The sequence below is a fragment of the Nocardia donostiensis genome (assembly GCF_002081715.1).
GTDB lineage: Bacteria > Actinomycetota > Actinomycetes > Mycobacteriales > Mycobacteriaceae > Nocardia > Nocardia donostiensis.
The window spans coordinates 100,960-126,025 of record NZ_MUKP01000001.1 but is presented as its reverse complement, the minus strand read 5'-3'; the positions used below and the strand labels follow the sequence as shown (position 1 = coordinate 126,025).

24 protein-coding genes are annotated in these 25,066 nt (G+C 66.0%); 4 read left to right on the top strand and 20 right to left on the bottom strand.

Features of this window, described 5'->3' with window-relative positions:
• Positions 1 to 60: 60 nt before the first annotated feature.
• The 18 genes from B0T44_RS00560 to ftsH form a co-directional block, all read right to left on the bottom strand.
• A complete protein-coding gene (locus B0T44_RS00560) occupies positions 61 to 2,604 on the bottom strand; it encodes an ATP-dependent Clp protease ATP-binding subunit (RefSeq protein WP_077118601.1) in 2,544 nt (847 codons plus the stop codon).
• A 647-nt stretch (positions 2,605 to 3,251) separates the two neighbouring features.
• The gene (locus B0T44_RS00555; protein ID WP_081511435.1) at positions 3,252 to 3,827 is read right to left on the bottom strand and encodes an anthrone oxygenase family protein; all 576 of its coding nucleotides are present in this window, start codon (positions 3,825 to 3,827) and stop codon (positions 3,252 to 3,254) included.
• 159 nt (positions 3,828 to 3,986) lie between these two features.
• Positions 3,987 to 4,547, bottom strand: a complete 561-nt coding sequence (locus B0T44_RS00550; protein ID WP_425436852.1) for an FHA domain-containing protein — start codon at positions 4,545 to 4,547, stop codon at positions 3,987 to 3,989.
• A gap of 349 nt (positions 4,548 to 4,896) precedes the next feature.
• On the bottom strand, positions 4,897 to 5,256 hold the full coding sequence (locus tag B0T44_RS00545; protein ID WP_077118605.1) for a histone-like nucleoid-structuring protein Lsr2: 360 nt from the start codon (positions 5,254 to 5,256) through the stop codon (positions 4,897 to 4,899).
• Between the two features lie 114 nt (positions 5,257 to 5,370).
• Entirely contained in the window at positions 5,371 to 6,891 is a 1,521-nt protein-coding gene (gene lysS / locus B0T44_RS00540) for a lysine--tRNA ligase (protein ID WP_077118846.1), read from the bottom strand.
• Positions 6,892 to 7,133: 242 nt separating this feature from the next.
• Positions 7,134 to 7,556 carry a rhodanese-like domain-containing protein gene (locus B0T44_RS00535; protein WP_077118848.1) on the bottom strand — a complete coding sequence of 141 codons (423 nt, stop codon included), beginning with the start codon at positions 7,554 to 7,556 and terminating at the stop codon, positions 7,134 to 7,136.
• An 8-nt stretch (positions 7,557 to 7,564) separates the two neighbouring features.
• The gene (locus tag B0T44_RS00530) at positions 7,565 to 8,173 is read right to left on the bottom strand and encodes a cysteine dioxygenase (protein ID WP_077118607.1); all 609 of its coding nucleotides are present in this window, start codon (positions 8,171 to 8,173) and stop codon (positions 7,565 to 7,567) included.
• Positions 8,174 to 8,345: 172 nt separating this feature from the next.
• Positions 8,346 to 9,134 carry a type III pantothenate kinase gene (locus B0T44_RS00525; RefSeq protein ID WP_077118610.1) on the bottom strand — a complete coding sequence of 263 codons (789 nt, stop codon included), beginning with the start codon at positions 9,132 to 9,134 and terminating at the stop codon, positions 8,346 to 8,348.
• Between the two features lie 26 nt (positions 9,135 to 9,160).
• Entirely contained in the window at positions 9,161 to 9,580 is a 420-nt protein-coding gene (gene panD / locus B0T44_RS00520) for an aspartate 1-decarboxylase (protein ID WP_077118612.1), read from the bottom strand.
• A 13-nt stretch (positions 9,581 to 9,593) separates the two neighbouring features.
• Positions 9,594 to 10,523 (bottom strand): pantoate--beta-alanine ligase, encoded by a 930-nt coding sequence (panC, locus tag B0T44_RS00515; RefSeq protein WP_175648067.1) that lies wholly within the window; start codon positions 10,521 to 10,523, stop codon positions 9,594 to 9,596.
• Entirely contained in the window at positions 10,520 to 11,452 is a 933-nt protein-coding gene (locus tag B0T44_RS00510; protein WP_245839381.1) for a Rossmann-like and DUF2520 domain-containing protein, read from the bottom strand. The genes panC and B0T44_RS00510 overlap by 4 nt, the downstream gene beginning before the upstream one ends.
• 131 nt (positions 11,453 to 11,583) lie before the next feature.
• Positions 11,584 to 12,693 (bottom strand): DUF6779 domain-containing protein, encoded by a 1,110-nt coding sequence (locus tag B0T44_RS00505; RefSeq protein WP_217697522.1) that lies wholly within the window; start codon positions 12,691 to 12,693, stop codon positions 11,584 to 11,586.
• 70 nt (positions 12,694 to 12,763) lie between these two features.
• On the bottom strand, positions 12,764 to 13,240 hold the full coding sequence (locus B0T44_RS00500; RefSeq protein WP_077118619.1) for a DUF3180 domain-containing protein: 477 nt from the start codon (positions 13,238 to 13,240) through the stop codon (positions 12,764 to 12,766).
• Positions 13,237 to 13,797, bottom strand: coding sequence for a 2-amino-4-hydroxy-6-hydroxymethyldihydropteridine diphosphokinase (gene folK, locus B0T44_RS00495; protein WP_077118621.1), 561 nt, complete (start codon positions 13,795 to 13,797; stop codon positions 13,237 to 13,239). The genes B0T44_RS00500 and folK overlap by 4 nt, the downstream gene beginning before the upstream one ends.
• Complete coding sequence (gene folB, locus B0T44_RS00490) at positions 13,794 to 14,186, bottom strand: dihydroneopterin aldolase (RefSeq protein ID WP_077118623.1); 393 nt, start codon at positions 14,184 to 14,186, stop codon at positions 13,794 to 13,796. The genes folK and folB overlap by 4 nt, the downstream gene beginning before the upstream one ends.
• Positions 14,183 to 15,004 (bottom strand): dihydropteroate synthase, encoded by an 822-nt coding sequence (gene folP, locus B0T44_RS00485; RefSeq protein WP_077118625.1) that lies wholly within the window; start codon positions 15,002 to 15,004, stop codon positions 14,183 to 14,185. Before folP ends, folB begins: the two co-directional genes overlap by 4 nt.
• A gap of 95 nt (positions 15,005 to 15,099) precedes the next feature.
• Positions 15,100 to 15,795: a GTP cyclohydrolase I FolE gene (gene folE, locus B0T44_RS00480; protein WP_425436847.1), complete on the bottom strand. Its 696-nt coding sequence runs from the start codon at positions 15,793 to 15,795 to the stop codon at positions 15,100 to 15,102.
• A gap of 73 nt (positions 15,796 to 15,868) precedes the next feature.
• Complete coding sequence (ftsH, locus tag B0T44_RS00475; protein WP_077118627.1) at positions 15,869 to 18,244, bottom strand: ATP-dependent zinc metalloprotease FtsH; 2,376 nt, start codon at positions 18,242 to 18,244, stop codon at positions 15,869 to 15,871.
• A 305-nt stretch (positions 18,245 to 18,549) separates the two neighbouring features.
• On the opposite strand from ftsH, the gene B0T44_RS00470 reads away from it, so the two are divergent.
• Positions 18,550 to 19,569 (top strand): hypothetical protein, encoded by a 1,020-nt coding sequence (locus tag B0T44_RS00470; RefSeq protein WP_245839377.1) that lies wholly within the window; start codon positions 18,550 to 18,552, stop codon positions 19,567 to 19,569.
• A 39-nt stretch (positions 19,570 to 19,608) separates the two neighbouring features.
• Here the strand turns inward: B0T44_RS00470 and B0T44_RS00465 are convergent, their stop codons facing one another.
• Positions 19,609 to 20,436 carry a DUF1266 domain-containing protein gene (locus B0T44_RS00465; RefSeq protein ID WP_077118631.1) on the bottom strand — a complete coding sequence of 276 codons (828 nt, stop codon included), beginning with the start codon at positions 20,434 to 20,436 and terminating at the stop codon, positions 19,609 to 19,611.
• 127 nt (positions 20,437 to 20,563) lie between these two features.
• On the opposite strand from B0T44_RS00465, the gene B0T44_RS00460 reads away from it, so the two are divergent.
• A complete protein-coding gene (locus tag B0T44_RS00460) occupies positions 20,564 to 20,821 on the top strand; it encodes a DUF2277 domain-containing protein (RefSeq protein ID WP_077118633.1) in 258 nt (85 codons plus the stop codon).
• A gap of 7 nt (positions 20,822 to 20,828) precedes the next feature.
• Here B0T44_RS00460 and B0T44_RS00455 read toward each other — a convergent pair whose 3' ends face one another.
• Positions 20,829 to 22,145 (bottom strand): PucR family transcriptional regulator, encoded by a 1,317-nt coding sequence (locus B0T44_RS00455; RefSeq protein ID WP_077118635.1) that lies wholly within the window; start codon positions 22,143 to 22,145, stop codon positions 20,829 to 20,831.
• A gap of 236 nt (positions 22,146 to 22,381) precedes the next feature.
• On the opposite strand from B0T44_RS00455, the gene B0T44_RS00450 reads away from it, so the two are divergent.
• Together B0T44_RS00450 and B0T44_RS00445 are read left to right on the top strand one after the other, a co-directional pair.
• On the top strand, positions 22,382 to 23,905 hold the full coding sequence (locus B0T44_RS00450) for an aldehyde dehydrogenase family protein (RefSeq protein WP_077118855.1): 1,524 nt from the start codon (positions 22,382 to 22,384) through the stop codon (positions 23,903 to 23,905).
• Entirely contained in the window at positions 23,902 to 24,735 is an 834-nt protein-coding gene (locus B0T44_RS00445; RefSeq protein ID WP_077118637.1) for an SDR family oxidoreductase, read from the top strand. The genes B0T44_RS00450 and B0T44_RS00445 overlap by 4 nt, the downstream gene beginning before the upstream one ends.
• The last annotated feature ends 331 nt before the right edge of the window (positions 24,736 to 25,066 follow it).

The following is a 25,066-nucleotide window of genomic DNA, read 5'->3' as shown; positions in this document are numbered from 1 at the left end:
CACAAACGACAATGTGCCGGCCACCGACAATCGGTGACCGGCACATTCGCCGTTATGAGGTTATTCGGCTGCGGCCTCGCCCTCGCCCGCGCCTGCGAGCGCAGCGACCGGCTTGTCAGCGGAGTCCTTGGTCAGCTTCGCTTTGCTGGTGAAGGTGAACCTGGCGTCCTCGCCGGAGCCTTCGCCGTCCCAGCCCTCGACATCGACCTGGACGGTCTGGCCGGGGCCGATCTCGCCGAACAGGATCTTCTCCGACAGCTGGTCCTCGATCTCGCGCTGGATGGTGCGGCGCAGCGGCCGGGCACCGAGCACGGGGTCGAAACCACGCTTGGCCAGCAGCTTCTTGGCGGTATCGGTGAGTTCGATCGCCATGTCCTTGTTCTTCAGCTGCGTCTCGACGCGGCCGATCATCAGGTCCACCATCTCCACGATCTGGTCGGTGGTGAGCTGGTGGAAGACGATCACGTCGTCGATACGGTTGAGGAACTCGGGACGGAAGTGCTTCTTCAGCTCGTCGTTGACCTTGAGCTTCATCCGCTCGTAGTTCGAGCCCTCGTTGTTGGACTGGGAGAAGCCCAACCCGACGGCCTTCGAGATATCCGAGGTGCCGAGGTTCGAGGTGAAGATCAGCACCGTGTTCTTGAAGTCCACGGTCCGGCCCTGGCCGTCGGTGAGGCGGCCGTCCTCCAACACCTGCAACAGCGTGTTGTAGATCTCCTGGTGGGCCTTTTCGATCTCGTCGAACAGCACAACCGAGAACGGCTTGCGGCGCACCTTCTCGGTGAGCTGGCCGCCCTCCTCGTAGCCGACATAGCCCGGAGGGGCACCGAACAGCCGCGAGGCGGTGAAGCGGTCGTGGAACTCGCCCATATCAATCTGGATGAGCGCATCGTCCTCGCCGAACAGGAAGTTCGCCAGCGCCTTGGACAGCTCGGTCTTACCGACACCGGACGGGCCGGCGAAGATGAACGAACCGGACGGACGCTTCGGGTCCTTCAGGCCGGCACGAGTGCGTCGGATCGCCTTGGAGACAGCCTTGACGGCATCCTCCTGGCCGATGATCCGCTTGTGCAGCTCGTCCTCCATACGGAGCAGCCTGGTGGTCTCCTCCTCGGTGAGCTTGAACACCGGGATACCGGTCCAGTTGGCCAGTACCTCCGCGATCTGCTCGTCGTCGACCTCGGCGACGACGTCCAGGTCACCGGAACGCCACTGCTTCTCCCGCTCGGCCCGCTTGGCGACCAGCTGCTTTTCCTTGTCCCGCAGGCGCGCGGCCTTCTCGAAGTCCTGCGCGTCGATCGCGGACTCCTTCTCCCGGCGCGCGTCGGCGATCTTGTCGTCGAATTCGCGCAGGTCCGGCGGCGCGGTCATGCGACGGATACGCATCCGGGCGCCTGCCTCGTCGATCAGGTCGATCGCCTTGTCCGGCAGGAACCGGTCGTTGATGTAGCGGTCGGCCAGGGTCGCGGCGGCAACCAGCGCACCATCGGTGATGGAGACCCGGTGATGTGCCTCGTAGCGGTCGCGCAGGCCCTTGAGGATATTGATGGTGTGCTCGACTGTCGGCTCGCCCACCTGGACCGGCTGGAAGCGGCGCTCCAGGGCGGCGTCCTTCTCGATGTACTTGCGGTATTCGTCGAGGGTGGTGGCGCCGATGGTCTGCAGTTCACCGCGGGCCAGCTTCGGCTTGAGGATGGAAGCCGCGTCGATGGCGCCCTCGGCGGCACCCGCACCGACCAGCGTGTGCAGCTCGTCGATGAACAGGATGATGTCGCCGCGGGTGTTGATCTCCTTGAGCACCTTCTTCAGGCGCTCTTCGAAATCACCACGGTAGCGGCTGCCCGCGACCAGGGAACCCAGGTCGAGGGTGTAGAGCTGCTTGTCCTTCAGCGTTTCCGGCACCTCGCCGTTGACGATGGCCTGCGCCAGGCCCTCGACGACGGCGGTCTTACCGACGCCGGGCTCGCCGATCAGCACCGGGTTGTTCTTGGTGCGGCGGCTCAGCACCTGCATCACGCGCTCGATCTCCTTCGAGCGGCCGATGACCGGGTCGAGCTTGCCCTCCAGCGCGGCCTGGGTCAGGTTCCGGCCGAACTGGTCGAGCACCAGCGAGGTGGACGGGGTGCCCGTTTCGCCGCGGGCACCGGATTCCACCGGCTCCTTGCCCTGATAACCGGACAGCAGCTGGATGACCTGCTGGCGGACCCGGTTCAGGTCGGCGCCGAGCTTGACCAGCACCTGGGCGGCCACGCCCTCGCCCTCACGGATCAGCCCCAGCAGGATGTGCTCGGTGCCGATGTAGTTGTGGCCGAGCTGCAACGCTTCGCGCAGGCTCAGCTCCAGCACCTTCTTGGCACGCGGGGTGAACGGGATATGACCGGACGGAGCCTGCTGCCCCTGACCGATGATCTCCTCGACCTGGCTGCGCACACCTTCCAGCGAAATACCGAGCGACTCGAGCGACTTGGCTGCGACGCCCTCGCCTTCGTGGATCAGCCCCAGCAGGATGTGCTCGGTGCCGATGTAGTTGTGGTTGAGCATCCTGGCCTCTTCCTGGGCCAAGACGACGACGCGCCTCGCGCGGTCGGTGAACCTCTCGAACATCGCTCCCTCACTCTCCTGCTCCGACTCTCTGGCAACCGACGCAGCGTTCGCACTGGTACAAACCGGACGCCATCGGTGACGAACCTAGCCGTCAGCCTGCCACGAAGGCCGGGGGTTGCGGCCCCCGCCTCCACTCTAGTTGGCAGGGGATTCCGCCGCCGCCGGTCCACCCCGAAGGGAACCCGGCGACAGCATGGTTATTCATTCATAACGCCCGTGGACCCGGTTTCGTTTCCAAGCAAGTTTTGCCCAGAGCGAACACCGAGCCTCCCGCTGACGGGAAGACGGAAGCGGAACCGGCGGTGCTCGGTGTCTACCGACCCCTACCGACACCTACAGATACCTCTGGCCCACTCCCCGCCGCAGCCTATTCACGACTCGCGGCACCGAGACCGACCCGATTCGCTGTTCACGGCGGATCCGTCCATGGAACCGACTCGCGATGGGCCTACCCGGACATGACGTAGCCGAAACCGGCGGCGCTGCTGTCACGAGGGGTCAACGCGTGCGATCGCTGTCGCATTCCCGCGTCCGGAAATCGGACCGCAACACCTGGCCCAGCCTGGCCGAAGTCGCTGAACGCTGGTCCACTGAACTCCAGCCCACTGAACCCCGGCCCACTGGAACCATCGATCACCAGCCACCGATCACCGAAGCACCGTCTCGCCACCCGCGGCCACCTGCCCGAACAGCCGGGGCTCACCGACCTGATCAGCCCGGTCCTGCCCGGACTGCACTCCCGCGGTGAACAGTGCACCACACAGCACGGCGAATGCGAGGGTGTGCAATACCGCGCGGATGATATTCCAACGCACCCAAGGGTTTTCGAACTGCGCCCGTACCGCCGCCGGGTCGGTGAGCGCTTCCGGTGCGCCCGCGGCGGCAAGCTGATCATTCAGCGGGACATTGCAGGCCACGGTCACCACGAAAGCGACCACGTTGAGCGCCAAGGCCACTGCCACCCAGACGAGCGTCGCCCGGTGTTGCCCGCCCAGGTGCACCGCGGCAGCGGCGAGGCCGAATCCGACGGTGCCGAGGAATGCGATCATGAACAGCGGGTTGATGATCACCACGTTGATCCGCTGCATCGTCTCGACCACGGTCCGGTCGTCCATCCTGGCCAAGGCGGGCATCACCGATATCGCGTAAGCGTAGAAGAGGCCCGCGATCAATCCTGTTGCCAACGTCGCCGTCACCAGGGCGATGATTCGTACTGCGGTCATTTGTTCTCCTGCTGATCAGATCGGGCGCGGCGCGCTCCGATTCGTCAGTCCAGTCAAGAGCAGCGGCGGGCGGCAGAACATGGTCGAGACGCTCGCGTACCCAAGCGACCGTCTACGAGTCCCGTGATCAGGGCAAACGGCTCGAATACGGAAAACCTGTTACAAATCGCGGTCGGAAATGACCCCGCTTTGCATGGCCAGCGCGGCCAGCCGGACGCGTTTCTGGTTCTGCGGCAGATCTGCTACACCGAATTTGGCGAACAATGCGCGTAGATGAGTCTTGACGGCGTCGACACTGAGAAATAGTTCGCCAGCAATTTGCTGGTTGGATGCAGGGGTAGCGAATCCGGCACCGTGTTTGTACGGACGGCACAGCGCGATCAGCACCGCACGTTGTGTTTCGGTGAGGGACCGCACGGTCGGTATTGTTCCGCCGGACGCCCGGGTCGCATCATCGGCGACACTGCCGAAATCATGGAAAGACACCAGCGATGTACCCACCCGAATACGGTCACCCGCGATGAGCCTGCGCCTACCCGTGAGCCGCTCGCCGTTGACGAAGGTGCCGTTACGGGAGAGGCCGTCGTCCACGATGGTCCACTGCGCGCCCAGGTATTCGACGGCGGCGTGCAGCCGCGAAACCTCCGCATCCCAGCGCAATGACAGGTCGGCGTGAGCGGACCGCCCGATGGTGATGCGTTCCCGGTCCGGGGACAGCATCAGCTCATGCCTGCGACCCTGGTCATCGGTGAATCGCAGGAACGATCCGACGAAACCGGTCACCGTGCCGATACCTCATCTCTCCCTATCGGATACCGGCGTGAATGCGCCGTTCACGGAAGACCTCACCGGCATGATGAGCCCGCCCGCGATACTTCCATGGTGCCGGGCCGCGATACTGCGAGCAAGATCGATCACCGGTCCGCCGGGAGGCACCAACGCCGAGCACGCCGCAGCCGGGACGGCGGATGGCCATCCCGGCTACGCAGCGGTAATTCATAAATGCTATGGAGAAAGCGCGGCCTGCCGCCAGATCATACGTGCCAACCGGGCGGCGGCCGGAAAAAAACTAGCTCTTCGCCGCTTTGTTGTATGCGTCGGTGATGTCGGCCGAGATACGACCACGGGCCGAAACCTTGTGGCCATTCCGACGCGCCCACTCACGAATTGCAGCGCTTTGTTCGCGATCGATGGAGACCCGGCTCTTGGTCGAAGTCCCGGCGCCACCAGCCGTCTTCACCCGCCGCCGACCGCTCACCCGACGAGCACTGGAAACCCACTGCTCCATCTCTTCACGCAGCTTCGCCGCATTTGCCGACGACAGGTCGATCTCGTACGACACACCATCGATTCCGAACTCGATGGTCTCGTCCGCGATGGACTCACCGTCGACATCGTCGATCAGGCTAACGGTGACCTTCTTTGCCATGAGATGAACGTCCTCTCGAAATCGTGCGACCTAGCCCAGGCCGATTACCCGAGGTAAGAATACCTCGAATTCGGAAAATGCCAAGATGAGTCTTGGACTATGCAATGCGAGCGGTCAACGAGCCACCGGACGCACTATTGGAAACAGTATCGTTTCTCGGATTCCCAATCCGGTGAGAGCCATCAACAAGCGATCGATTCCCATACCCGTTCCGGTTGTGGGGGGCATCCCGTGTTCCATCGCGGCAAGGAAGTCTTCATCGAGCAACATCGCTTCGTCATCACCCGCGGCAGCAAGCCGCGCTTGATCCATGAACCGCTCGCGCTGGATCACCGGATCGACCAACTCCGAATAACCGGTGGCCAACTCGAAGCCGCGCACATACAGATCCCACTTCTCGGTGACGCCCGGCTTGTCCCGATGCTGCCGAGTCAACGGAGAGGTCTCGACCGGGAAGTCGCGAACGAAAGTCGGCGCATACAGCTTCTCGCCGTACTGGTGCTCCCATAGTTCTTCGACTAGTTTGCCGTGGCCGTAGCCCTTGTCGGCGGGAATTTCCAGACCAACCCGTTCGGCGAGCGTCAGCAATTCCGGAACAGAAGTTTCGGGGGTCACCTCGACACCGAGCGAGTCCGATAGCGACGGGTACATCTCGACGGTCGCCCACTCGCCGCTGAGATCGTATTCGGTGCCGTCCGCGAGCGTAACGACATGAGTTCCGAACACCGCCTCGGCCACTTCTTGCACCAATTCGCGAGTCATTCGCGCCGAATCATCGTAGGTGCCGTACGCCTGGTAGGTCTCCAGCATCGCGAACTCGGGCGAATGGGTGGAGTCGGCGCCTTCGTTGCGGAAGTTGCGGTTGATCTCGAACACCCGCTCCAGCCCGCCGACCACGCAGCGCTTCAGGAACAACTCCGGCGCGATGCGCAGGTAGAGGTCCATATCCAGCGCATTGGAATGGGTGACGAACGGACGTGCCGCCGCGCCGCCGTGCAGCGTCTGCAGCATGGGTGTTTCGACCTCGAGGAAACCGCGCCGCTCCAGCGCGTCGCGCAGCGCGCGCACCGTCGCGACCCTGGTGCGCGCCATCTGCCTGGCCTCCGGCCGCACGATCAGGTCCACATAACGCTGCCGGACCCGCGATTCCTCGTTCATCTCCTTGTGTGCCACCGGTAACGGCCGCAGCGATTTCGACGCCATCGACCAGGAATCGGCCATAACGCTCAATTCGCCGGTCCGGGAGGCAATGACCTCACCGTGCACGAAAACGATGTCACCGAGGTCCACATCGGCCTTCCAGGCCGCGAGCGCGTCGGCCCCGACACCGGCCAGGCTGATCATCGCCTGCAGTTTGGTGCCGTCGCCCTCCTGCAGGGTGGCGAAACACAACTTGCCGGTATTACGCATGAAAATGACGCGTCCGGCGACACCGACCACCTGTCCGGTCGCGGTATCGGCGGCCAGGTCGGGATAGGCGGCCCGGATTTCGGCCAGAGTATGCGTGCGCGGCACCGCAACCGGGTAAGCCTCGGCGCCCGCGGCGAGTAGCCGCTCCCGCTTCTCCTGGCGAATCCGCAGCTGCTCGGGGACGTCGTCGACTTCCACAGAGCGGCTGGATCGCCCCGCGGGAATCGCCGCGGAGCCGCCGGACGAAGGGGGGTTCGGGTTGCTCACATCGAACTACCCTAGCGTGCGCCGAAAAGTGTTTTGCGGGCCGCCCATCCTAGATGGAGCAGTAACAAATCGGTATCGATCAGCGCGTCGGCTTGCCTTCTATCATTCCCAATGCTGGCAGCACTGAATGCGAGCCGAACGGCCCTATATACGAAAAGTATTGCAAGCCGGTAACATTCGTTACTACCCTGCAGTGAGAATTACAGTGACGCGAGCGACTCGACTTCCCTGGCGAAGTGCGAGGTGCCGACCGCGACGTTACGCAACCCCGCAGCTTTCAATGCCTGATAGCCGCCGACCAGGTCGGTGGCGCGGTGCAGCCCGAGTTGCCGCAACGATGCCGCGGCCAGGCTAGAGGTATAACCCTGCGAGCACAGCACGATCCATTCCACATCGTGGTCGGCGGCCAGCGACAAACGCGCCGAACTCGCCGGGTCGAGCCGCCACTCCAGCACATTGCGTTCTATCACCAGCGCGCCCGGCAACGTGCCCTCCTGCCGCCGCTGTGCCTGCGGCCGGATATCGACCAGAATCGCGCCCCTGGCCAGTGCCGCGGGTAATTCGAAAGCGTAGATCCGCCGCAGTTGGGAGCGCGCGTTCTCTAGCATCTGCTCGATGGTCAGCGGGGCCATCACATATCACCTTCGGGCTGGTCGGTCAGAACGGTTCTGGTGCGTCGCAGGCTTCCGTGGCCGGTCACCTCGTAATAGGACATGGCGGTGAGCGGCGGCGAGTAGGCGTGCACGCTGAGGGTCGGTTCGAGCGGACCGACGGAAGGCTCCGCCGATCGCAGGGGCACAGCAGGGAGGGGGTCGGGAGCGCGCATCACGTCGTGCACCCATCCGATGGGGAACGCGGCCTGGTCGCCCGCGGTGAGGATGCGGTGACGTAACTCGGTCCCATTCCAGCGGTATTCGGCCAAACCGCCGCTGAGCACGGTGAGCGCACCGAGCGAACCCGCGTGGTCGTGCAATTCGGTGGATTTACCCGGTGTCCAGCTGATCAGCCAGATATCGACCTCGTCGTCGGACAGCAACCGGGTCGCCCAGCGTTCCATACTGGGCCAGACACCGCTGGAGGGGAGGAGATGGTCGAACCGGCCCGCGAGGACGTCTTCGGCACCTTCATCGGTCAGCCGCAGCAGATCAGCCGGCCGTAATCGAGTCGGCAGTGCGGGCGCGATCGGCCGGTCCGGAATGGGGTCGGCAGCCTGAGAAAGGGAAACAGCAGAGGAGCGCATGCGCGGGTCTCCAGAAATATGCAGCGTATGTCAGCGGTCGAGGGAAGAATTCAGCCTCGATCGGTCGAGGCAGTTCAGCCTCGACAACACTCCAGAGCGCGCATACGCAAAAGCACGTCGACGAGTGTAGCAAGTACCGCTACCGCAGCCAATGCAGCCCACGGCCCAGCTGTCAGACGCGCCGCTGATTCCGTTCGTAGACCAGACGCAGCCCGGTAAGGGTCAGATGCGGCTCGTAATGCTCGATGGTCTCCGATTCGCCGATGATCAGCGGGGCGGCCGCGCCGGTGGCCACCACCGCGATATCGTCGCCCGAAAACCCCGCCACATCGTCGCGGATCCGGTCGATCAGCCCGTCGACCAGGCCCGCGAACCCGAAGATCGCACCGGACTGGATGCACTCCACGCTGTTCTTGCCGACAACCGAACGCGGGCGCACCAGTTCCACCCGGCGCAGCGCGGCGCGTTCGATAAGCGCCTCGGTGGCGATCTCCACACCGGGCGCGATCACGCCCCCGAGGAACTCCCCCTTGGCCGACACCAGGTCGACACAGGTCGACACACCGAAATCCACCACAACCGCCGCCGACTGGAAGCGGTGATACGCGGCAAGGCTGTTCACGATCCGGTCGGCGCCGACTTCCTTCGGATTGTCCACCAGCAGGGGAATACCGGTGCGCACCCCTGGTTCCACCAGCACCTGCGGCACATGCTGCCAATAGCGGTCACACATCGCCCGCATCTGGTGCAGCACCGGCGGCACCGTCGACAGCGCGCACACCCCCATCACCTCGTCGAGCTGCCCGCCGACCAGGCCGCGCAACTGCATCGCGAATTCGTCGGCGGTCAGCAGCGGGTTGGTGTGCATCCGCCAGTGCCGCGCCAGCTTGGCGTGCGCGCCGCGTCCGGAGAACAGACCGACCTCGGTGCTGGTGGTGCGGACGTCGATGGTCAGCAGCATGTTCGAACCCGTTCCTGCCCCGACGCTCAGACGTAGGACAGGTCGCGGGGGCTGAGCAGTCCGGACCCTTCTGGAGCGTGCGCCGGGTCGGAGCCCAGTTCGACCTGGCGGTTACGCTCGTCGACGAAGACGACCCTGGGGTCGTAATCGCGGAGCTCCTGCTCGTCCATCATGCCGTAGGCGATGAGGATGACCAGATCACCAGGGTGCACCAGATGGGCTGCGGCGCCGTTGATCCCGATGACACCGGAGCCGCGTTCCCCGGCGATGACGTAGGTTTCGAGGCGGGCGCCGTTGTCGATGTCGACGATGCAGACCTGCTCGCCCTCGAGCAGATCGGCAGCGTCGAGCAAATCCTGGTCGACGGTGACCGAACCGACATAGTGCAGATCGGCATGGGTCACCGTGGCGCGGTGAATCTTCGACTTCATCATGGTGCGCAACATCGTCGTCGCCTTCCTATACCGATACCTGGGCGGGCGGGGAACTCGGATCCGGGTGGCCGTCCAGGGCAACGCCCAAGGTGACGGCCGTGTTGTCGATCAGCCGGGTGGTGCCCACCTTCGCGGCAACAAGCAGCCGGGCATTACCGGAGGTGGGAGCCGGGCCGAGGGCCGAGGAGCGCAGTTCCAGATAGTCCAGTTCCACGCCGGGGGCCGCAGCGAGCACCGAGCGCGCCGCGGCAAGCACGGCGTCCGGCCCTGCCGTGCCAGCACGGGCGCCTGCGACCAGCGCGGCCGACAGCGCGGCCGCGGTCTCCCGCTGCCGCGGCTCCAGGTAGCGGTTGCGCGAGGACAGCGCCAGGCCATCGGATTCGCGGACCGTCGGCACCGGCACGATCTCGACATCGAAGTTCAGATCGCGAACCAGCTGCCGGATGAGGGTGAGCTGCTGATAGTCCTTCTCACCGAAGAACGCCTGGTGCGGACGGGTGATCTGCAGCAGCTTGGCGACCACGGTGAGCATGCCCGCGAAATGAGTCGGGCGGGAGGCGCCCTCCAGTTCCGCGCCGAGGGGACCGGGGTGCACGGTGGTGCGCGGGCCGTCGGGATACATATCCGACACGCTGGGCGCGAACACCAGCTCCACACCTTCGGCGCGCAACAGGTCGACATCCGCATCGAGGGTGCGCGGGTAGCTGTCGAGGTCTTCGTTCGCACCGAACTGCAGGGGGTTGACGAAGATCGAGACGATCACCACCGAGTTGGTCCGCTTGGCGCGGCGAACGATCTCCAGATGGCCTTCGTGCAGGGCGCCCATAGTGGGGACCAGCCCAACGGTGCGGCCGACACCGCGCAGCGCATGCGACGCTGCCGCGATCACGACCGGGTCATGGTGCACGGTGAGTTCGCCGCGGCGGTAGGCGCCGCGCAGCGTCGGATCCATCATCGGCGTTCCTCCAGCAGCTCGATCAGGGCGGGATCTGGATTCGCCCGCTCGGCGGTGCGCAGCGCCAACGCCCGGTAGCCCGCAGACAGCCGGGGGTCGACCGCCTCTAGCGCGTCGAGGTGGGCGGCGACAGCAGCGCTGTCCCCGCGGGCGACCGGGCCGGTCAACGCGGACTGTCCGCGGCGCAGGGCATTGTCCAGCGCGGCCGACGCCAACGGCGCGAGCAGGCGTTCGGCCAGGCCGTTCGGCTGGTCGTCGACGATCTGCTGGCCGAGCAGGCCCGGACCGGCCAACGCCACCCGGAGTGCGGCGACGGCGTCGACGATCATGGTGACCAGATGGTTACTGCCGTGGGCCAGCGCGGCGTGATAGAGGGTCCGGTTCTGTTCGGCGACCCGCACCGGTTCCCCACCCATCTCGATAACGAGGGACTGGGCGATGGCGTAGCCGATCTCGTCGGCGGCAGTGATCCCGAAACAGGCGTTGGCCAGGCGGGACAGGTCCTCGTCGTGCCCGGTGAAGGTCATCGCGGGATGGATGGCCAGCGGCAGCGCGCCGAGTTCGGTGAGTGGGGCGAGTACTCCGATCCCGTTCACGCCCGAGGTGTGCGCGACGATCGTGCCCGGTCGCACCACCTCGGCCGAAGCCAGACCGCCGACCAGGCCTGCCAGCTCGGTATCGGGCACGGCGAGGATCAGCAACTCGCTGCTGGCGGCCACTTCTTCGACCGGCAGGATGCGCGACTCGGGCAGCCGGGTGCGCGCCCGGCGCACCGAGGCGTCGGAAATCGCGGCGACGCCGAACACCACGTGTCCGGCTCGCTCTAGCGCGGCGCCGAGGGCCGAACCGACGCGTCCCGCCGAGACGATTCCCACCGTCAGTCGTGCGGGCGCGGGGTCGGACCAGGAAGCCGCGTCCCCAGAACTCACGCTTGGCGAGGTCAACAGTGTCCTCTCGATGTCGTTCCAGTCCCGGCGTGCGGGTACCGGACGGTACGACCACGAGAATATGGCCCCGGTGCCTGCGGCGCTATGGTCGCCCCCAGTGATCTACACCGCAGTTACCGCGTGCGCTGCTGTTGTTCGGATTGCAGATTCGCCATGATCTCGGCGACCGACAGTCGTTTGGTCCCGGGATCGGCTGTGGCCCGCCGACGTCTGCGCGAGGCTGCCGAACCGACCGCCGACGCGGTCGTCTCAGCTCGGCGGCCTGTGGGCTGCGTGGGCGAATCCGCCTGCGCTGCCGAGGCAGGCTGCGGGGTTTGCTGCACGGATGCCGACTCCGGGGCCGGAAGAGGAGACGGCGCGGCGGATGCGGGATCGCTCGCAGCGGAGTCGGTAGCCGCAGGGGTGGCGTCGGCTTCCGGTTCGTCGGCAACGGCTCGTGCTTGCTTCTGCTGCTTCGGCGAAGAGGAGGCCCTGGTTGCCTCTAGCTCGAGTTCTTCGTCGGTGATGATCGCGGTTTCTGCGGTGACCGGGTCATCATCCGGGCCGGCGAACTGGGGGCGGTCGGGATGGTCGGTGTCGTAGACCGGGGTGACGGCGTTCGGTTGCGGCGGTCCGGCCCAGCCGTCGGCGGCGCGGGACAGGCGGGCGGCACTATCGGCCCAGGCATCGACGGCTGCGTTCCACCCGGTGGCATTCGCGATGGCGCCGCCGGCATCCGGCGAGCCAACAGTTGCCGGGGTCGGCTGACCGCTAGGCAATTGCTGCACTCGGGTGGATTCTGCACGCAACGCGGGGCGGTCGATGGGCAGTTCACCGTCGAAGAGGCGTTGCAGGTTCTGCCGCAGCACGGCCAGCTCGGCGCGCAGCGCGGCCATTTCCGCGGCATCGGCGCCGACTTCCCGGCGCACCCGCTCCTCGACGCCGAGTTCGTATTCCCGGCGAGCGCTGATCTCGCGATCCAGCTGCAGCCGGTAAACCGTCTGCAAGTCGCCGACTTTGGCTTTGTCGATCGCGGCTTCCTTGCGGTACTTCGTCGCGGTCAGCGCTCCGATTACGGCCGCCCACAGCGCAACAACCAATCCGATGCGAATGAATTGCACGCTATCGCTGAAAATCAGGAAAATGCTGGCAACCAAGCCGAGGAAAATCAGCGTACTGATGAACAGCTTTCCCGTTTCTTCCCGTCGACGAAGGGAAGTGCTGCTACGGGAGGGTGGAACCATGCCCGCCAGGGTAGCCGGGATGACATGGGCCGCCCAGGGCGAGAAATCGTGATCGATCCGACAGGAGTAGCTAGGTAGTTGCCGGATCGTCGGTCGGGTCGTCCGGCGCCCGGCAGCAATATTCCAGCCACACAGCTGCCGCCGCCAACGCCACTCCCGCGCCCAGCCCGATCAACGCGCCCGGCGAATCCGCTGCCGCCGCACGCAACGTGCCACGCTGCGGGAAAACCCAGACCAGAAAACCCAGCCACACCCCAGCGGCGAGCGAGCCGACCTGGGCCGATGCCTTCGCCAGCGCCACTGCGCGGGCCGCGGTAATCGGGTGCAGCTGATGCCGCCCATCGCCGATCTGCCGATCGTTGATCCGGGAGCGGATAATGAAACCGAGCACGACCTCGATCGCCGCCACCGGGTACAGCGAGGCCCCGGCGAAATTGGAGATGGGCGGGAAACTGCCGTAGGCGAGGCGGGTAGCGACCCAGGCGATCACCGCCGCTATCAGCACATTCGCAAACAGCTCGCGCACCCTGGTCGGTTTGAGTTTCACGGCGTGACTCCCCTGTGCCCGCTACTCGGCAGCACGCCCAACGACAGCGAGGTGCACCGCACCCCGGCGCGTTCGCTCTCGTCCAGTCCGCCGAGCAGTTCACGCACCGGGCGCTCGGCACCCTCGACGTCCAGCGTCGCGTCCGGCATCACGTCCAGCCACGGAATCAGCACGAACGCCCGGCGATGCGCCTGCGGATGCGGCAAGGTCAGCACCGGGTCGTCGCTGCGGCACGCCACCATCCGCGCCCCGGACCGTTCGGCGCACCACACCACGTCGACGTCGAGGGTGCGCGCGCCCCAGCGGATCAGGCGTTCCCGGTTCGCGGCCTGTTCGAGTTCCTGGCCGTGGCACAGCCAGTCGTGACAGGAATAGCCCGGATCGTCGGCGACGACAATCGCGTTGAGGAAATCGTCCTGCTCCACCCCACCCCATGGGGCGGTCGTATACACCGGCGACACCGCGACCACCCGGGACCCCAGACCGTCGACCACACTGCGCAGAAACGCCAGCCGGTCGCCCATATTCGAGCCGATGGACAGCACTGCGCGACTCATTCGGCGGCTCGCTCACGGTGCCTGCTGGTGACCACCCTGACGTCGGCAAAACTGTGTGGGATCGGCGCAGACGGTTTGTGCAGCACCACCTCGACAGCGTCGACCCGGGGGTCGGCCATCACCGCGTCGGCGATCTCGACGGCCACCGTTTCGATCAGATCGCGCGGCGGCCCCTGCACGATCCGCACCGCGAGATCGGCGAGCTGCCCGTAGTCCACGGTCGCGGCCAGGTCGTCGGTGGCGGCCGCTTCGCTGAAATCCAGGCTCAGCGTCATATCGACGACGAACTGCTGGCCATCGCGACGTTCGTGCTCGAAAACACCGTGATGCCCGAATGCGCGCAGTCCGCGCAATTCGATCCGGTCCACACCGCGCCGCACCGTACTCACCGTGTCGCTCCTGTCCGTCGGGCCGCGCCCATCCAGGCATCGGTGACCGCGATGGCGTCGAGCGAGCCGCGCACATCGTGCACACGTACCCCCCAGGCGCCGTGCAGTGCGGCGAGTGCCGAAATAGTCGCCGTGGCGGTTTCTCGGCCGTCCGGGGGACGGGGACCGCTGTCGTCGGCGAGCAGGGTACCGAGGAAACGTTTACGGGACGCGCCGATCAGGATCGGCAGACCGTCTGTGACGAATTCGGGTAGCGCGGCCAGTAGCGCCCAGTTGTGCCCGGCGTTCTTGGCGAAACCCAGACCGGGATCGAGGATCAGGCGTGCCGGGTCGATACCGGCCGCGACCGCGTGCTGCACCTGGGTACCGAGTTCGCCACGCACCTCGGCGACCACATCGTCATAGTGGTCGGCGGGCCCGGTGTGGCGGTAGCCGGTGCTCGCCCGCCAGTGCATCAGGATCCACGGAATATCGCTGTCGGCGACGACCCGCACCATATCGGTGTCGGCGCGCCCGCCGGAAACATCGTTGATCACCGAAACTCCGGCCGCTACCGCAGCCTCGGCGACTCGGGCGCGCATGGTGTCGACGCTGGTCGGCACGCCGGCGGCCACCAGCCCGCGGATGACAGGGACCACGCGGGCGATCTCGGTGTCCGGGTCGATCCGGACCGCACCGGGCCGGGTCGATTCCCCACCGACGTCGATGATGTCGGCCCCCTCCTGATACAGCTGGATACCGTGCCCGATCGCCAGGTCCGGGTCCAGGTAGCGCCCGCCATCGGAAAACGAATCACCGGTGACGTTCACCACCCCCATCACCACGCAGGAACGCCCGCCGCGGGCAACGAGACCCGGCCGTTGAGTAGCAGCCCCCGCGCCATCGGGGCGTGTAGCGCGTGCGTCCTGCGCGCTCACTTGCGCAAGATCAGTTCGAGGGCCTCCGAACGGGAAGCCGCGCTGGTCTGCAGTAGTCCGCGCACCGCGGAAGTGGTGGTGCTCGCACCGGGTTTGCGGATACCGCGCATGGCCATGCACAGGTGTTCGGCCTCGACGACGACGATCGCGCCGCGCGGCTCCAGTTTGCGCATCACCGCATCGGCGATCTGGCTGGTCAGCCGCTCCTGCACCTGGGGACGTTTGGCGTACAGGTCGACCAGCCTGGCCAGCTTGGACAGGCCGGTGACGCGGCCGCTCTGGCCCGGGATGTAGCCGACGTGCGCGACGCCGTGGAACGACACCAGATGGTGTTCGCAGGTCGAGTACAGCGGGATATCGCGGACCAGCACCAGTTCCTGATGCCCTTCGTCGAAGGTGGTGTCGAGCACCCTGTCCGGTTCCACGTAGAGTCCGGCGAACATCTCCTGGTAGGCCCTGGCGACCCGGGCCGGGGTATCGATCAGGCCCGGCCGGTCGGGGTCCTCACCGACGGCGATCAGCAGTTCCCGTACCGCGGCTTCGGCGCGTACCCGATCGAACGGTTTCCCGGTGTGCTGCGCCACCAGGCCTTCGGAGGTTTCGCCCTCCCCCAGCTCGGCTGCGATATCGGGGATGGCGGGCGTTATAGCCGCTTGCGCCGTCCGTCCGTTGCTCTGGTTATTTGCCGACAATCGAGGACACCTCCACATCTCGGGCCAGGCAACCCGCCTGGCACCGACCCGGATCGAGCGTAATCGGCGCTGGTCAGCGCCTACCGGTCGGTCCGTCCCATTCGCGGTTGTCGCCCTCGCCCGCGCCGTCGTCCCCGTAGCCGCCATAGCCGCGGTCGCCATAACCACGATCGTCGTAGCCGCGGTCGTAACCAGGGTCGGGCTGCTGGTAGCCGGGTCGGGGCTCGCCGGGGGCAGGACGGCCGTAGCCACGCTCGACGCCTGCCTGCTGCGGCTCTTCGCGGGGCGGCCAGCCGGGCGCCGACCAGCCGGCCGGAGCACCGTAATCAGGCCGGGAACCCTGGGTGGTCCCCTGCCGGGGATACGCGGGTGGCATCGGGTAACCGGCAGGCGGCTGCCCGTGACCAGGCTGGGGTCGCCCACTCTGATGGCCGACCGGCTGCGGGTAACCGTTGGCCGGTGCCGGTTCCCGCGGCGCGGGCACCGGCTGTTCGACCGGTTCCGGCGGCCAGGGTTCGCCACGTTCAGCGGCCAGTTCGCCCGGGGTCTTCACCGGCGGCTTGTCCGAGGGGACTCGATCGCCGAAATCGTTGAAGGCGGTGATCCGGGGCCGCTTCTGCACCGACGTCAGGATCGTTTCCAGTTCCTTGCGGTGCAGCGTCTCGCGCTCCAGCAGCGCGGTCGCCAGATCGTCGAGCACATCGCGGTAGTCGTTCAGGATCGCCCACGCCTCGGTGTGCGCAGCCTCGATCAGGTTGCGCACCTCCTCGTCGATGGCCCCCGCGACCTCGTGCGAGTAGTCCGCGCCCGAACCCATCGAACGACCGAGGAACGGATCGCCGTGCTCCTGGCCGTATCGGACCGCGCCGAGCCGCGAGCTCATACCGTATTCGGTCACCATCGCCCTGGCGATCTTGGTGGCCTGGTCGATATCGGAGGACGCGCCGGTGGTCGGCTCGTGGAACACCAGTTCCTCGGCGGCGCGGCCACCCATCGCCATGACCAGTCGCGCGATCATCTCCGACCGGGTCATCAGGCCCTTGTCGTCCTCGGGCACGGTCATGGCGTGACCGCCGGTGCGGCCGCGGGCCAGGATGGTGACCTTGTACACGGGCTCGATATCGGGCATCGCCCAGGCTGCGAGGGTATGGCCGCCCTCGTGGTAGGCGGTGATCTTCTTCTCGTGCTCGCTGATGATGCGGCTCTTGCGACGCGGGCCGCCGATAACGCGGTCGACCGATTCCTCCAGCGCCTCGCCGGTGATCATCGTGCCGTTCTCGCGTGCGGTGAGCAGCGCGGCCTCGTTGATCACATTGGCCAGATCGGCGCCGGACATACCGACGGTGCGTTTGGCCAGACCGTCCAGATCGGCTTCGGGCGAGATCGGCTTGCCCTGCGAATGCACCCGCAGGATGGCGCGGCGGCCGGCCAGGTCGGGGTTGCTGACCGGGATTTGGCGGTCGAACCGGCCGGGGCGCAGCAGCGCCGGGTCCAGGATGTCGGGCCGGTTGGTCGCGGCGATCAGGATGATGCCGGTGCGATCGCCGAACCCGTCCATTTCGACCAGCAGCTGGTTCAGCGTCTGCTCGCGTTCGTCGTGGCCGCCGCCGAGACCTGCGCCGCGCTGGCGGCCGACCGCGTCGATCTCGTCGACGAAAATAATGCAGGGGCTGTTCTGCTTGGCCTGTTCGAACAGGTCGCGCACCCGGGAGGCGCCGACACCGACGAACATCTCCACGAAGTCCGAACCGGAGATGGTGAAGAACGGTACGCCCGCCTCACCCGCGACGGCGCGCGCCAGCAGGGTTTTACCGGTACCGGGCGGGCCGTAGAGCAGCACACCCTTGGGGATCTTGGCGCCGAGGGCCTGGTAGCGGACCGGGCTCTGCAGGAAGTCCTTGATCTCGTACAGCTCTTCCACGGCCTCATCGGCGCCCGCCACATCGGAGAACGTGGTTTTGGGCATATCCTTGGTCAGCTGTTTGGCCTTGGATTTACCGAAGCCCATCATGCCGCCGCGGCCCCCGCCCTGCATCCGCGACATCACGAAGATGAACAGGCCGAGCAGGATGATCATCGGCAACACGAACAGCAGGATCTGGGTGAGCCAGCTCTCCTGTTTGACCACCGTGTTGTACGGCGCGCCGGAGTCCTGGACCGCCTGGAAGATCTGCGCGGAGGTGTCGCTGCCGCCCGGGTACTTGGCGATGATCTTGGACTGACCCTCGGTGGCCTCGTTGCCGTTCTTCAGCTCGATGCGCAGCTGCTGCTCGCGATCATCGATCTGAACGTTCTCGACGTTGGCCTTGTCCTCGAGCTGACTCAGGGCCACCGAGGTGTCGACGCTCTTCCAGCCCCGCGTGTCGTTGCCGAAGTAGCTGAACAGATAGATCACGAGCAAGATGCCCGCGATTATCGCCAGGGTGCGAAACACTGTCTTGCGGTTCATAGAGCGTCGGCCGGGCGGCCAGTCCTTTCGGTATCTCCGCGTTGTATCTAGCGGTGTTCTACCTAGCGATGTGTCGGGTCGGTCGTGTCTGGCTGTGTCTGCCGCACCGCTGGCGGTTCCCGCCCTATGAGCGGATTCGGATGCGGACATGCCACGTTACCGCGTACGGTCTACTCGTTACATCGCGCTTCTCGTTTACATCGAACAAGGAGTTCGGCAGGTGATGGCAGTTCAATAGGTAAACGGCCGGAGAACGACAGCGGTTCCCGAAGTCGTCCACCGACTCGCTTCCAGTGATGACAATCATGGCACGTAAGACACAACGTGATCGAGGGCACAACACGAGCGCAGGGGGTAAGGACATAGTCGAGCTACGGACACCCACAGCCATAGTGCGTCACGGTCAGGGGCGACTGATCGTCCTACGACCGGGCCCCGACGGTGAACCCGACAACGACAGCGACGGCGAGCGCGTACTCGACGTCGCGGTGACCGATGTGCTCGAGGTGCGGCTGAGCAGGCGCGCCGACGACGCCGTTGTCATCGAGATCTATCTGCGCTACCCCACCCCGGTCCTCACCGGGGTGCCCGCAGACCGCACCCCGCTGCCGGTGCTGATCGCCGAACACGACGTGCCCGCCGCGGCCGAGATCGTATCCCGGATCAACGATCAGATCCTGGCCTCCCAGCGCATCGACGTCGCCGCCCCTGACCTGACCCCGCCGCCACCGCAGGAAACCGAGGACGGCCCGGTCCGCGCCGATGTACAGCGTGCAGCGCGCCGGATGACCCCGCATCCAGAGGCCGAATCGGCCGTCGCCGACCTGCACCGCTATGTCACCGGCGAGGAGTACGTGCTGGAAACGGCGGTCGTCGTCGCGCATCCACCTGCCGGTCACGGCACCGGCCTGCTCGCCGTGACCACCCAGCGGTTGCTGTTCGTGTCGATCGGTGACGGCGCACGCTACGCCCATGAACTGCCGATCCCCGCGGTGATGTGGGCGCGCGCCACCGACGACACCGGTCCCGGCCCTGGTCAGATCGCCGCGTCGCCTGGCGAAAGCGCGATCGAAGTACACGACGGCAATGCCGCCCTGCGCTTCACCAGTCCGGAACGCACCGATGCTGATCGCATCGCCTATGCGGTGAACTTCGTGGTGCGGCTGGTTTCGGCCGACGGCTCGGCAGGTCCGGCCGATCCGAGCGTCGCCCAGCTGTACGCGGAATGGGAGCTGCTGGTGGAACGGCATTCACTCGGGATGGTGGACGATTCGCAGTTCCAGCGGTACGGCCGCGGTATTCTGCGTTCACTGCCCCGGGTGTGAACGCAGGCCAGGACGACTTGCGCGGGCACTGCGGGCGTTTCAGTCGGTGTCGGCGTTCAAACCGATCCGGCGCCACGGGCTGGTCGGGCGCGTCCACAGGCGCAGCAGTTCCATCCGCCGGTCGACACCGCCGTTCTTCAGTTCGGCCAGATCTTCGCCTGCCTGCCAGTATGTCCAGCCGGTGAGGTAGGCGTCGCCGAACTGCCGCCAGTTCCGGTACTTGCGCTGGGCCAGCGGTAGCGCGCGAGCCAGATAGCCCCAGGCGGTGTCGGCATCCACATAGCCCGCGGTGTAGGCCATCCTGGCTACTGCGACGACCCGGGCCAGATCCCACGCGTGGATATCGCTGGGCAGCGGCCGGGACAGATGATCGGTGAAGCCGATCTTGATCGCCTGGGACCAGATATCGTAGTCGCGCACCAGCGCCTCGGAGTTGTCCAGGCCACGGAAAGTGGCCACCTGCCGCAGGAACGCCCGGTGTCGATCGGCGCGCTCACCGAACCGATCACGTTCGGTGGCGTTGAGCGAGGCGGTCACCAGGGGATGCACCAGTGCGTAGAGCGGGGCGTGCATACCTTCCAGCAGCTGTTCCATTGAGGCACGCGCCTCCGTGCCGTCGGTGATACCCCAGGCGCCGGTGAGGGTGTCGATGGCAAGTTCCTTGCGATCGCCCAGCGGGTGTTCGCGTTCCGGTCCGAGTAGCAGGTCGTCGTGGTAGGCGTCCCAGCGCGCCGAATAGAACCCGCCGAGCGCGAGCGCGCGCAACTGGTCGTCGGTGATCTGGGTTCCCGCCCAGTGATCTTCCTCGCGCTTGTCGAGATCCGGGTAGGGAAACGGTGTCAACGTGGGCAAACCGCGCGCAGCCATATCGCGAGTCTAGGTGTGTGCGCGTCCCGCGATGCACGTTTGCCGGTCACCAGAATTGTGGGTATCGGATTTTCACATTGTCCGATTCCGCCTGCCATGCAGGCTGATCTGGAGCTAGTGTGCATCCATGTGTAGAAACATCACCGTTTTGCGTGGGCTGGAACCTGCCGCGACCGAGCAGGAAATCTATGCCGCCGCCTTGCAGTACGTGCGCAAAGTCGGTGGCTTGACCGGTTTGAGCTCCACCACCAAACCAGCAGTCGACAAGGCTGTTGCCGCTATCGCCGCGGCCACCACCACGCTGCTGGCCGAACTGCCGGATCGCCGGGTGCCGCCGGCCACCGAACCGCCGCTACGCCGGATCGCCGCACGCGAAGCGCAGTGATCGTAGTTCAGGGCAGGGCCGTCGCACCGTAGGCGGCGACGCAGGCCAGGGCGATCTCCAGCGGTAAAGCACGCTGCCCCACCGGGTGGCCGAGCAGTTCCTCGATGCGCTGGATCCGGTAGCGCACGGTGTTCTTATGGACGCCGAGCAGTCGCGCGGTGGCTTCCGGGCTGCGTTGACAGCGCAGGTAGGCGTGCAATGTTTCGCGTAACCGGGCGCTACCTGCGTCCGTCCCTGCCAGTGCGCCCAGTTCCCGTTCGATCAGCCCGCGCATCGCCGATTCGTCGGCGCCTGCCAGATAGGCGATTTCCACATCGCCGTACACCGTCACCCGCGCCCGCTCCCCTGCGCCGCGCTCGGCGACCTGACGCGCCGCCATTGCCTCGCGGTGACTGCGCCGGAAACCGTCGACCCGCTCACCCGGCATACCGAACGCCACCCGCACCGGCGCCTCGACCAGGGCCGTTGCCTTCTGGACATCCGGTCCGATCGGCCGGCCCGTGCCTGATTCGATCCAAGCCCACATACCGCTGGCCCCGGAAGCGACGGTCAGCGCAGCGCCGCTGCCGAACTCGGCGGCCAGCCGGGACGCCACCCGATCCAGCAGCCCGATGGTTCCCCCGTCGGCGCTGTCGGCGCGGATGGTGGCGCCGTCGCCGGATTCATCGGTCCACAGCACCATCGCCAGATGTGTTTGCGCTAGCCGGTAGCCCAGCCGCAGCGAGGCCTGCTCGATATCCACCTCGTCCCCGGCCAGCAGGGCGCGCACCGTTTCGGTGCGCCGGTTCAGCGCGGCGCGCAGTACTCGTTCGCGTTCCTCCATATAGGTGTCGGTGAGTGTTTCCACGGAGTTGCCGATCCATTTGGTGGACCGGTCGAACAACCGGAGCAGCACTGCCCGCTCGATCTCGGAGGGCGGCTGCCGGGCGTCCACGGCCTCGGCCATATAGTCGAGAACTGCCTCCAACCCCACGTGGTAGGTGCGTAGCAACAAACGTAGTTCGAATCCGCGCCTGGCCACGGTGCGGGCGAAGGCGTGCGCTTCTGCGGGGACGGTCGGGTCGATGGTGTCGCTGGTGATTCCGGCCAGCATCGTGCGCGCATGTGCTCGGGTGCTGGCGGCGAGGTCGCGGCGGATATCCCGGTCGCCGAGTTCGGGCAGCTTCGCGATGATGGCGTTGTCCAGCCGCTGCACCACCGATTCCAGCGCCTCGGTGCGCATCGTCTCGTAGACATATTCGGCCAGCCAGTCGCGCACGACCTCATTGCTCGGCTGCTGCTTCGGCCACGGGCCGAGCGGTTGCCCGACGCTCGGTTCCGCCATCGGCCACCTCCTACCGGATTGTTTCCAGAGAACAAAGAACATGACCTGCATTGAGCAATCGGGCCAAGAAACTCGGCCGTAATTGTGTCACGATCATAGGCCAGTGAGCTGTTTCACAGCCTCATCCGCGGTGCACAGCACGACACAGTGGGAGAACAGCAGTGACCAATACCGAACCGGCCCGCGCGAAGAAGCGGGGGCGAGCCACTCAGCAGGCAGGCGAGCAACCACCCCAGCTGTCGGTACACAACCCGGCCACCGGCGCCGTTGTCGGCACGGTAGCGGACGAATCCGCCGAGACCGTCGCTGCCAAGGTGCGGGAACTGCGGCTGTATCAGCCGGAATGGGAAGCCATAGGCCCGGACGGCCGTAAGGAATGGCTGCTGAAGCTGCAGGACTGGATTATCGACAACACCGAGCATCTCGCCGATGTGCTGCAGTCGGAGACCGGTAAACCGCGCGTCGACGCCCTGATCGATCCGACCTTTTCCACCGATCTGATCGGTTACTACGCCCGGCGTGCCGGGAAATTCCTCGCCGACGACCATCCTGCGCCGCATAGCCCGCTGGCCCGGGTCAAGAAGCTCACCACCGTGTACCGGCCCTACCCCGTGGTCGGCGTGATCACCCCGTGGAACTTCCCGCTGGCCATGCCGGTCCTCGACGTGATCCCGGCGCTGGCCGCAGGCGCGGCGGTGATCCTGAAACCGTCGGAGGTGACTCCGCTGTCGGCGCTGGAACTGGCGCGCGGCTGGGCCGAGATCGGTGCGCCGCCGGTGTTCACGGTGGCCACCGGCGCGGGTGCGACCGGTGCGGCAGTGGTGGACAACGCCGACTACATCCAGTTCACCGGCTCCACCGCCACCGGCCGCAGGATCGCCGCGGCCTGCGTGGAGCGGATGGTCCCCTACAGCCTGGAGCTGGGCGGTAAAGACCCGGCGATCGTGCTGGCCGACGCTGATATCGAGCGTGCGGCGCACGGCATCACCTTCGGCGGCATGTTCAACTCCGGTCAGCTCTGCATCTCGGTAGAGCGGGTTTACGTGGAGGCGCCGGTATACGACGAATTCGTGGCCGCACTGACCGAGAACGTCAAGGCGCTGCGCCAGGGTATCGACGACCGCACCCCGAAACACGATATCGGCGCGATGGCCACCGAAGCCCAGGTGAATATCGTGCAGCGGCATATCGACGAGGCGGTCGCGGCGGGCGCGCGGGTGTTAACCGGCGGTAAACGCACCGGAGTCGGCACTTTGTTCGAGCCGACGGTACTGGTCGACGTCGACCACAGCATGTCCTGCGTGACGGAGGAGACCTTCGGCCCGACCCTGCCGGTGATCAAGGTCGCCGACGAGGCGGAGGCGATCCGGCTGGCCAACGATTCCAGTTACGGACTTTCGGCGTCGGTGTGGACCGGCGACAAAGAGCGCGGCGAGCGGATCGCGCGCAGGCTCGATGCGGGCGCGGTGAACATCAACGATGTTTTCGCGAACCTGTTCAGCTTCGCGCTGCCGATGGGCGGCTGGGGCAACTCCGGGGTCGGCGCCCGCTGGGGCGGTGCGGACGGGGTGCGCAAATACTGCCGGGTGCAGGCGATCACGAAGCCGATACTGCCCACACAGACCAAGGAATTGACCTGGTACCCGTACCAGATGCCGAAGCTGCTCGTCGCGCTCGGTGCGATGCGCGCCGCGGCGGCACGCGGTATGCGCCGCATCGACATTCCCGCCCTGATGCGGCTTCGTGGAGGTGACAAGTGAGCGCGGTGACGAAGATTCGCGGCAAGGTCGTGGTGATCACCGGTGGCGCCCGCGGCATCGGGCTGGCCACCGCGACGGCCCTGAAATCGCTCGGGGCCAAGGTCGCTATCGGCGATATCGACAAGAAAGCAGTCGAAGAGTCCGGCAGCGCCCGGGATCTCGACCATTACGGGGTACTCGACGTTACCGACCCGGTGTCGTTCACCGGCTTTTTGGACGAGGTGGAACGCACCCTCGGGCCGATCGACGTGCTGATCAACAATGCGGGCATCATGCCGACCGGCAAGTTCGTCGACGAACCCGATCAGATCACCCACCGCATCCTGGATATCAACGTCTACGGGGTGATCCTCGGATCCAAGCTGGCGTTGACGCGGATGCTGCTGCGCCGCAGCGGCCACATCATCAATATCGCCTCGCTGGCCGGAGAATCCCATATCCCCGGCCTTGCCACGTACAACGCCAGCAAGCACGCGGTGCTCGGGTTCACCGATACCCTGCGCGAGGAGTACCGCGGTTCGGGAGTCAGCTTCTCGTCGGTACTGCCTACGCTGACCAACACCGAATTGGGTTCGGGGGTCACCACACCCAAGATCATGCGGCCTGCCGAACCGGAAGAGATCGCCGAAGCCATCGTCGGGTTGATCTGCGCGCCGAAGCCGAAGGTGCGGGTGACAATGGTGGCCGGCATCATCGCGCAGGTCGTGAACGCGCTGCCGGAGGCGGTTGGCGATGCGCTCGCCCGGTCGCTGGGGTCGGGGCGGGCGTTCCTCGATGATGTGGATGTCGAGAAGCGCAAGGCGTACGAGGAACGAGTCAGGAAAGACTGAGCAAGCTCCGGTTGCGGGGTCAAAGCGCCGCGGTTCGTCCGATGGGGAGCGAACCGCGGCGTTTTCGTGTCCATTCCGATTCCGCTGCTTCGCCACGCTTGAACCCTTCCTGTGGCGAAGATCACGAAATTCTTTATTCGGCATCGATCTCCACTACGAGCCGTCGGTCGGCAGTGCCGTATCCCGAGGCCCTCCCCCGCGTACCTGCGAGGTCGGGGGCGATCCGGGCCTGATGGCGTCTTCGCTGGTGAAGACCTGCCTCGCGGTCCGGCATCAGTTGCAGGGCAGGCGCGCCCAGGCCGCAACAAGGGCTCTATGGTGCACGCCACCA

Excerpts from the sequence above, each read along its gene's own strand:
- panD (WP_077118612.1), bottom strand. The coding sequence starts at position 9,580 with ATGTTGCGCACCATGATGAAGTCGAAGATTCACCGCGCCACGGTGACC.
- panC (WP_175648067.1), bottom strand. The coding sequence starts at position 10,523 with ATGATGGATCCGACGCTGCGCGGCGCCTACCGCCGCGGCGAACTCACC.
- ftsH (WP_077118627.1), bottom strand. The coding sequence starts at position 18,244 with ATGAACCGCAAGACAGTGTTTCGCACCCTGGCGATAATCGCGGGCATC.
- B0T44_RS00555 (WP_081511435.1), bottom strand. The coding sequence starts at position 3,827 with ATGACCGCAGTACGAATCATCGCCCTGGTGACGGCGACGTTGGCAACA.
- folK (WP_077118621.1), bottom strand. The coding sequence starts at position 13,797 with ATGAGTCGCGCAGTGCTGTCCATCGGCTCGAATATGGGCGACCGGCTG.
- B0T44_RS00545 (WP_077118605.1), bottom strand. The coding sequence starts at position 5,256 with ATGGCAAAGAAGGTCACCGTTAGCCTGATCGACGATGTCGACGGTGAG.
- B0T44_RS00530 (WP_077118607.1), bottom strand. The coding sequence starts at position 8,173 with ATGCGCTCCTCTGCTGTTTCCCTTTCTCAGGCTGCCGACCCCATTCCG.
- B0T44_RS00550 (WP_425436852.1), bottom strand. The coding sequence starts at position 4,547 with ATGCTGTCCCCGGACCGGGAACGCATCACCATCGGGCGGTCCGCTCAC.
- B0T44_RS00525 (WP_077118610.1), bottom strand. The coding sequence starts at position 9,134 with ATGCTGCTGACCATCGACGTCCGCACCACCAGCACCGAGGTCGGTCTG.
- B0T44_RS00560 (WP_077118601.1), bottom strand. The coding sequence starts at position 2,604 with ATGTTCGAGAGGTTCACCGACCGCGCGAGGCGCGTCGTCGTCTTGGCC.
- folP (WP_077118625.1), bottom strand. The coding sequence starts at position 15,004 with ATGGGGGTGGTGAACGTCACCGGTGATTCGTTTTCCGATGGCGGGCGC.
- B0T44_RS00470 (WP_245839377.1), top strand. The coding sequence starts at position 18,550 with ATGGCACGTAAGACACAACGTGATCGAGGGCACAACACGAGCGCAGGG.
- B0T44_RS00455 (WP_077118635.1), bottom strand. The coding sequence starts at position 22,145 with ATGGCGGAACCGAGCGTCGGGCAACCGCTCGGCCCGTGGCCGAAGCAG.
- B0T44_RS00465 (WP_077118631.1), bottom strand. The coding sequence starts at position 20,436 with ATGGCTGCGCGCGGTTTGCCCACGTTGACACCGTTTCCCTACCCGGAT.
- B0T44_RS00460 (WP_077118633.1), top strand. The coding sequence starts at position 20,564 with ATGTGTAGAAACATCACCGTTTTGCGTGGGCTGGAACCTGCCGCGACC.
- B0T44_RS00505 (WP_217697522.1), bottom strand. The coding sequence starts at position 12,693 with ATGGTTCCACCCTCCCGTAGCAGCACTTCCCTTCGTCGACGGGAAGAA.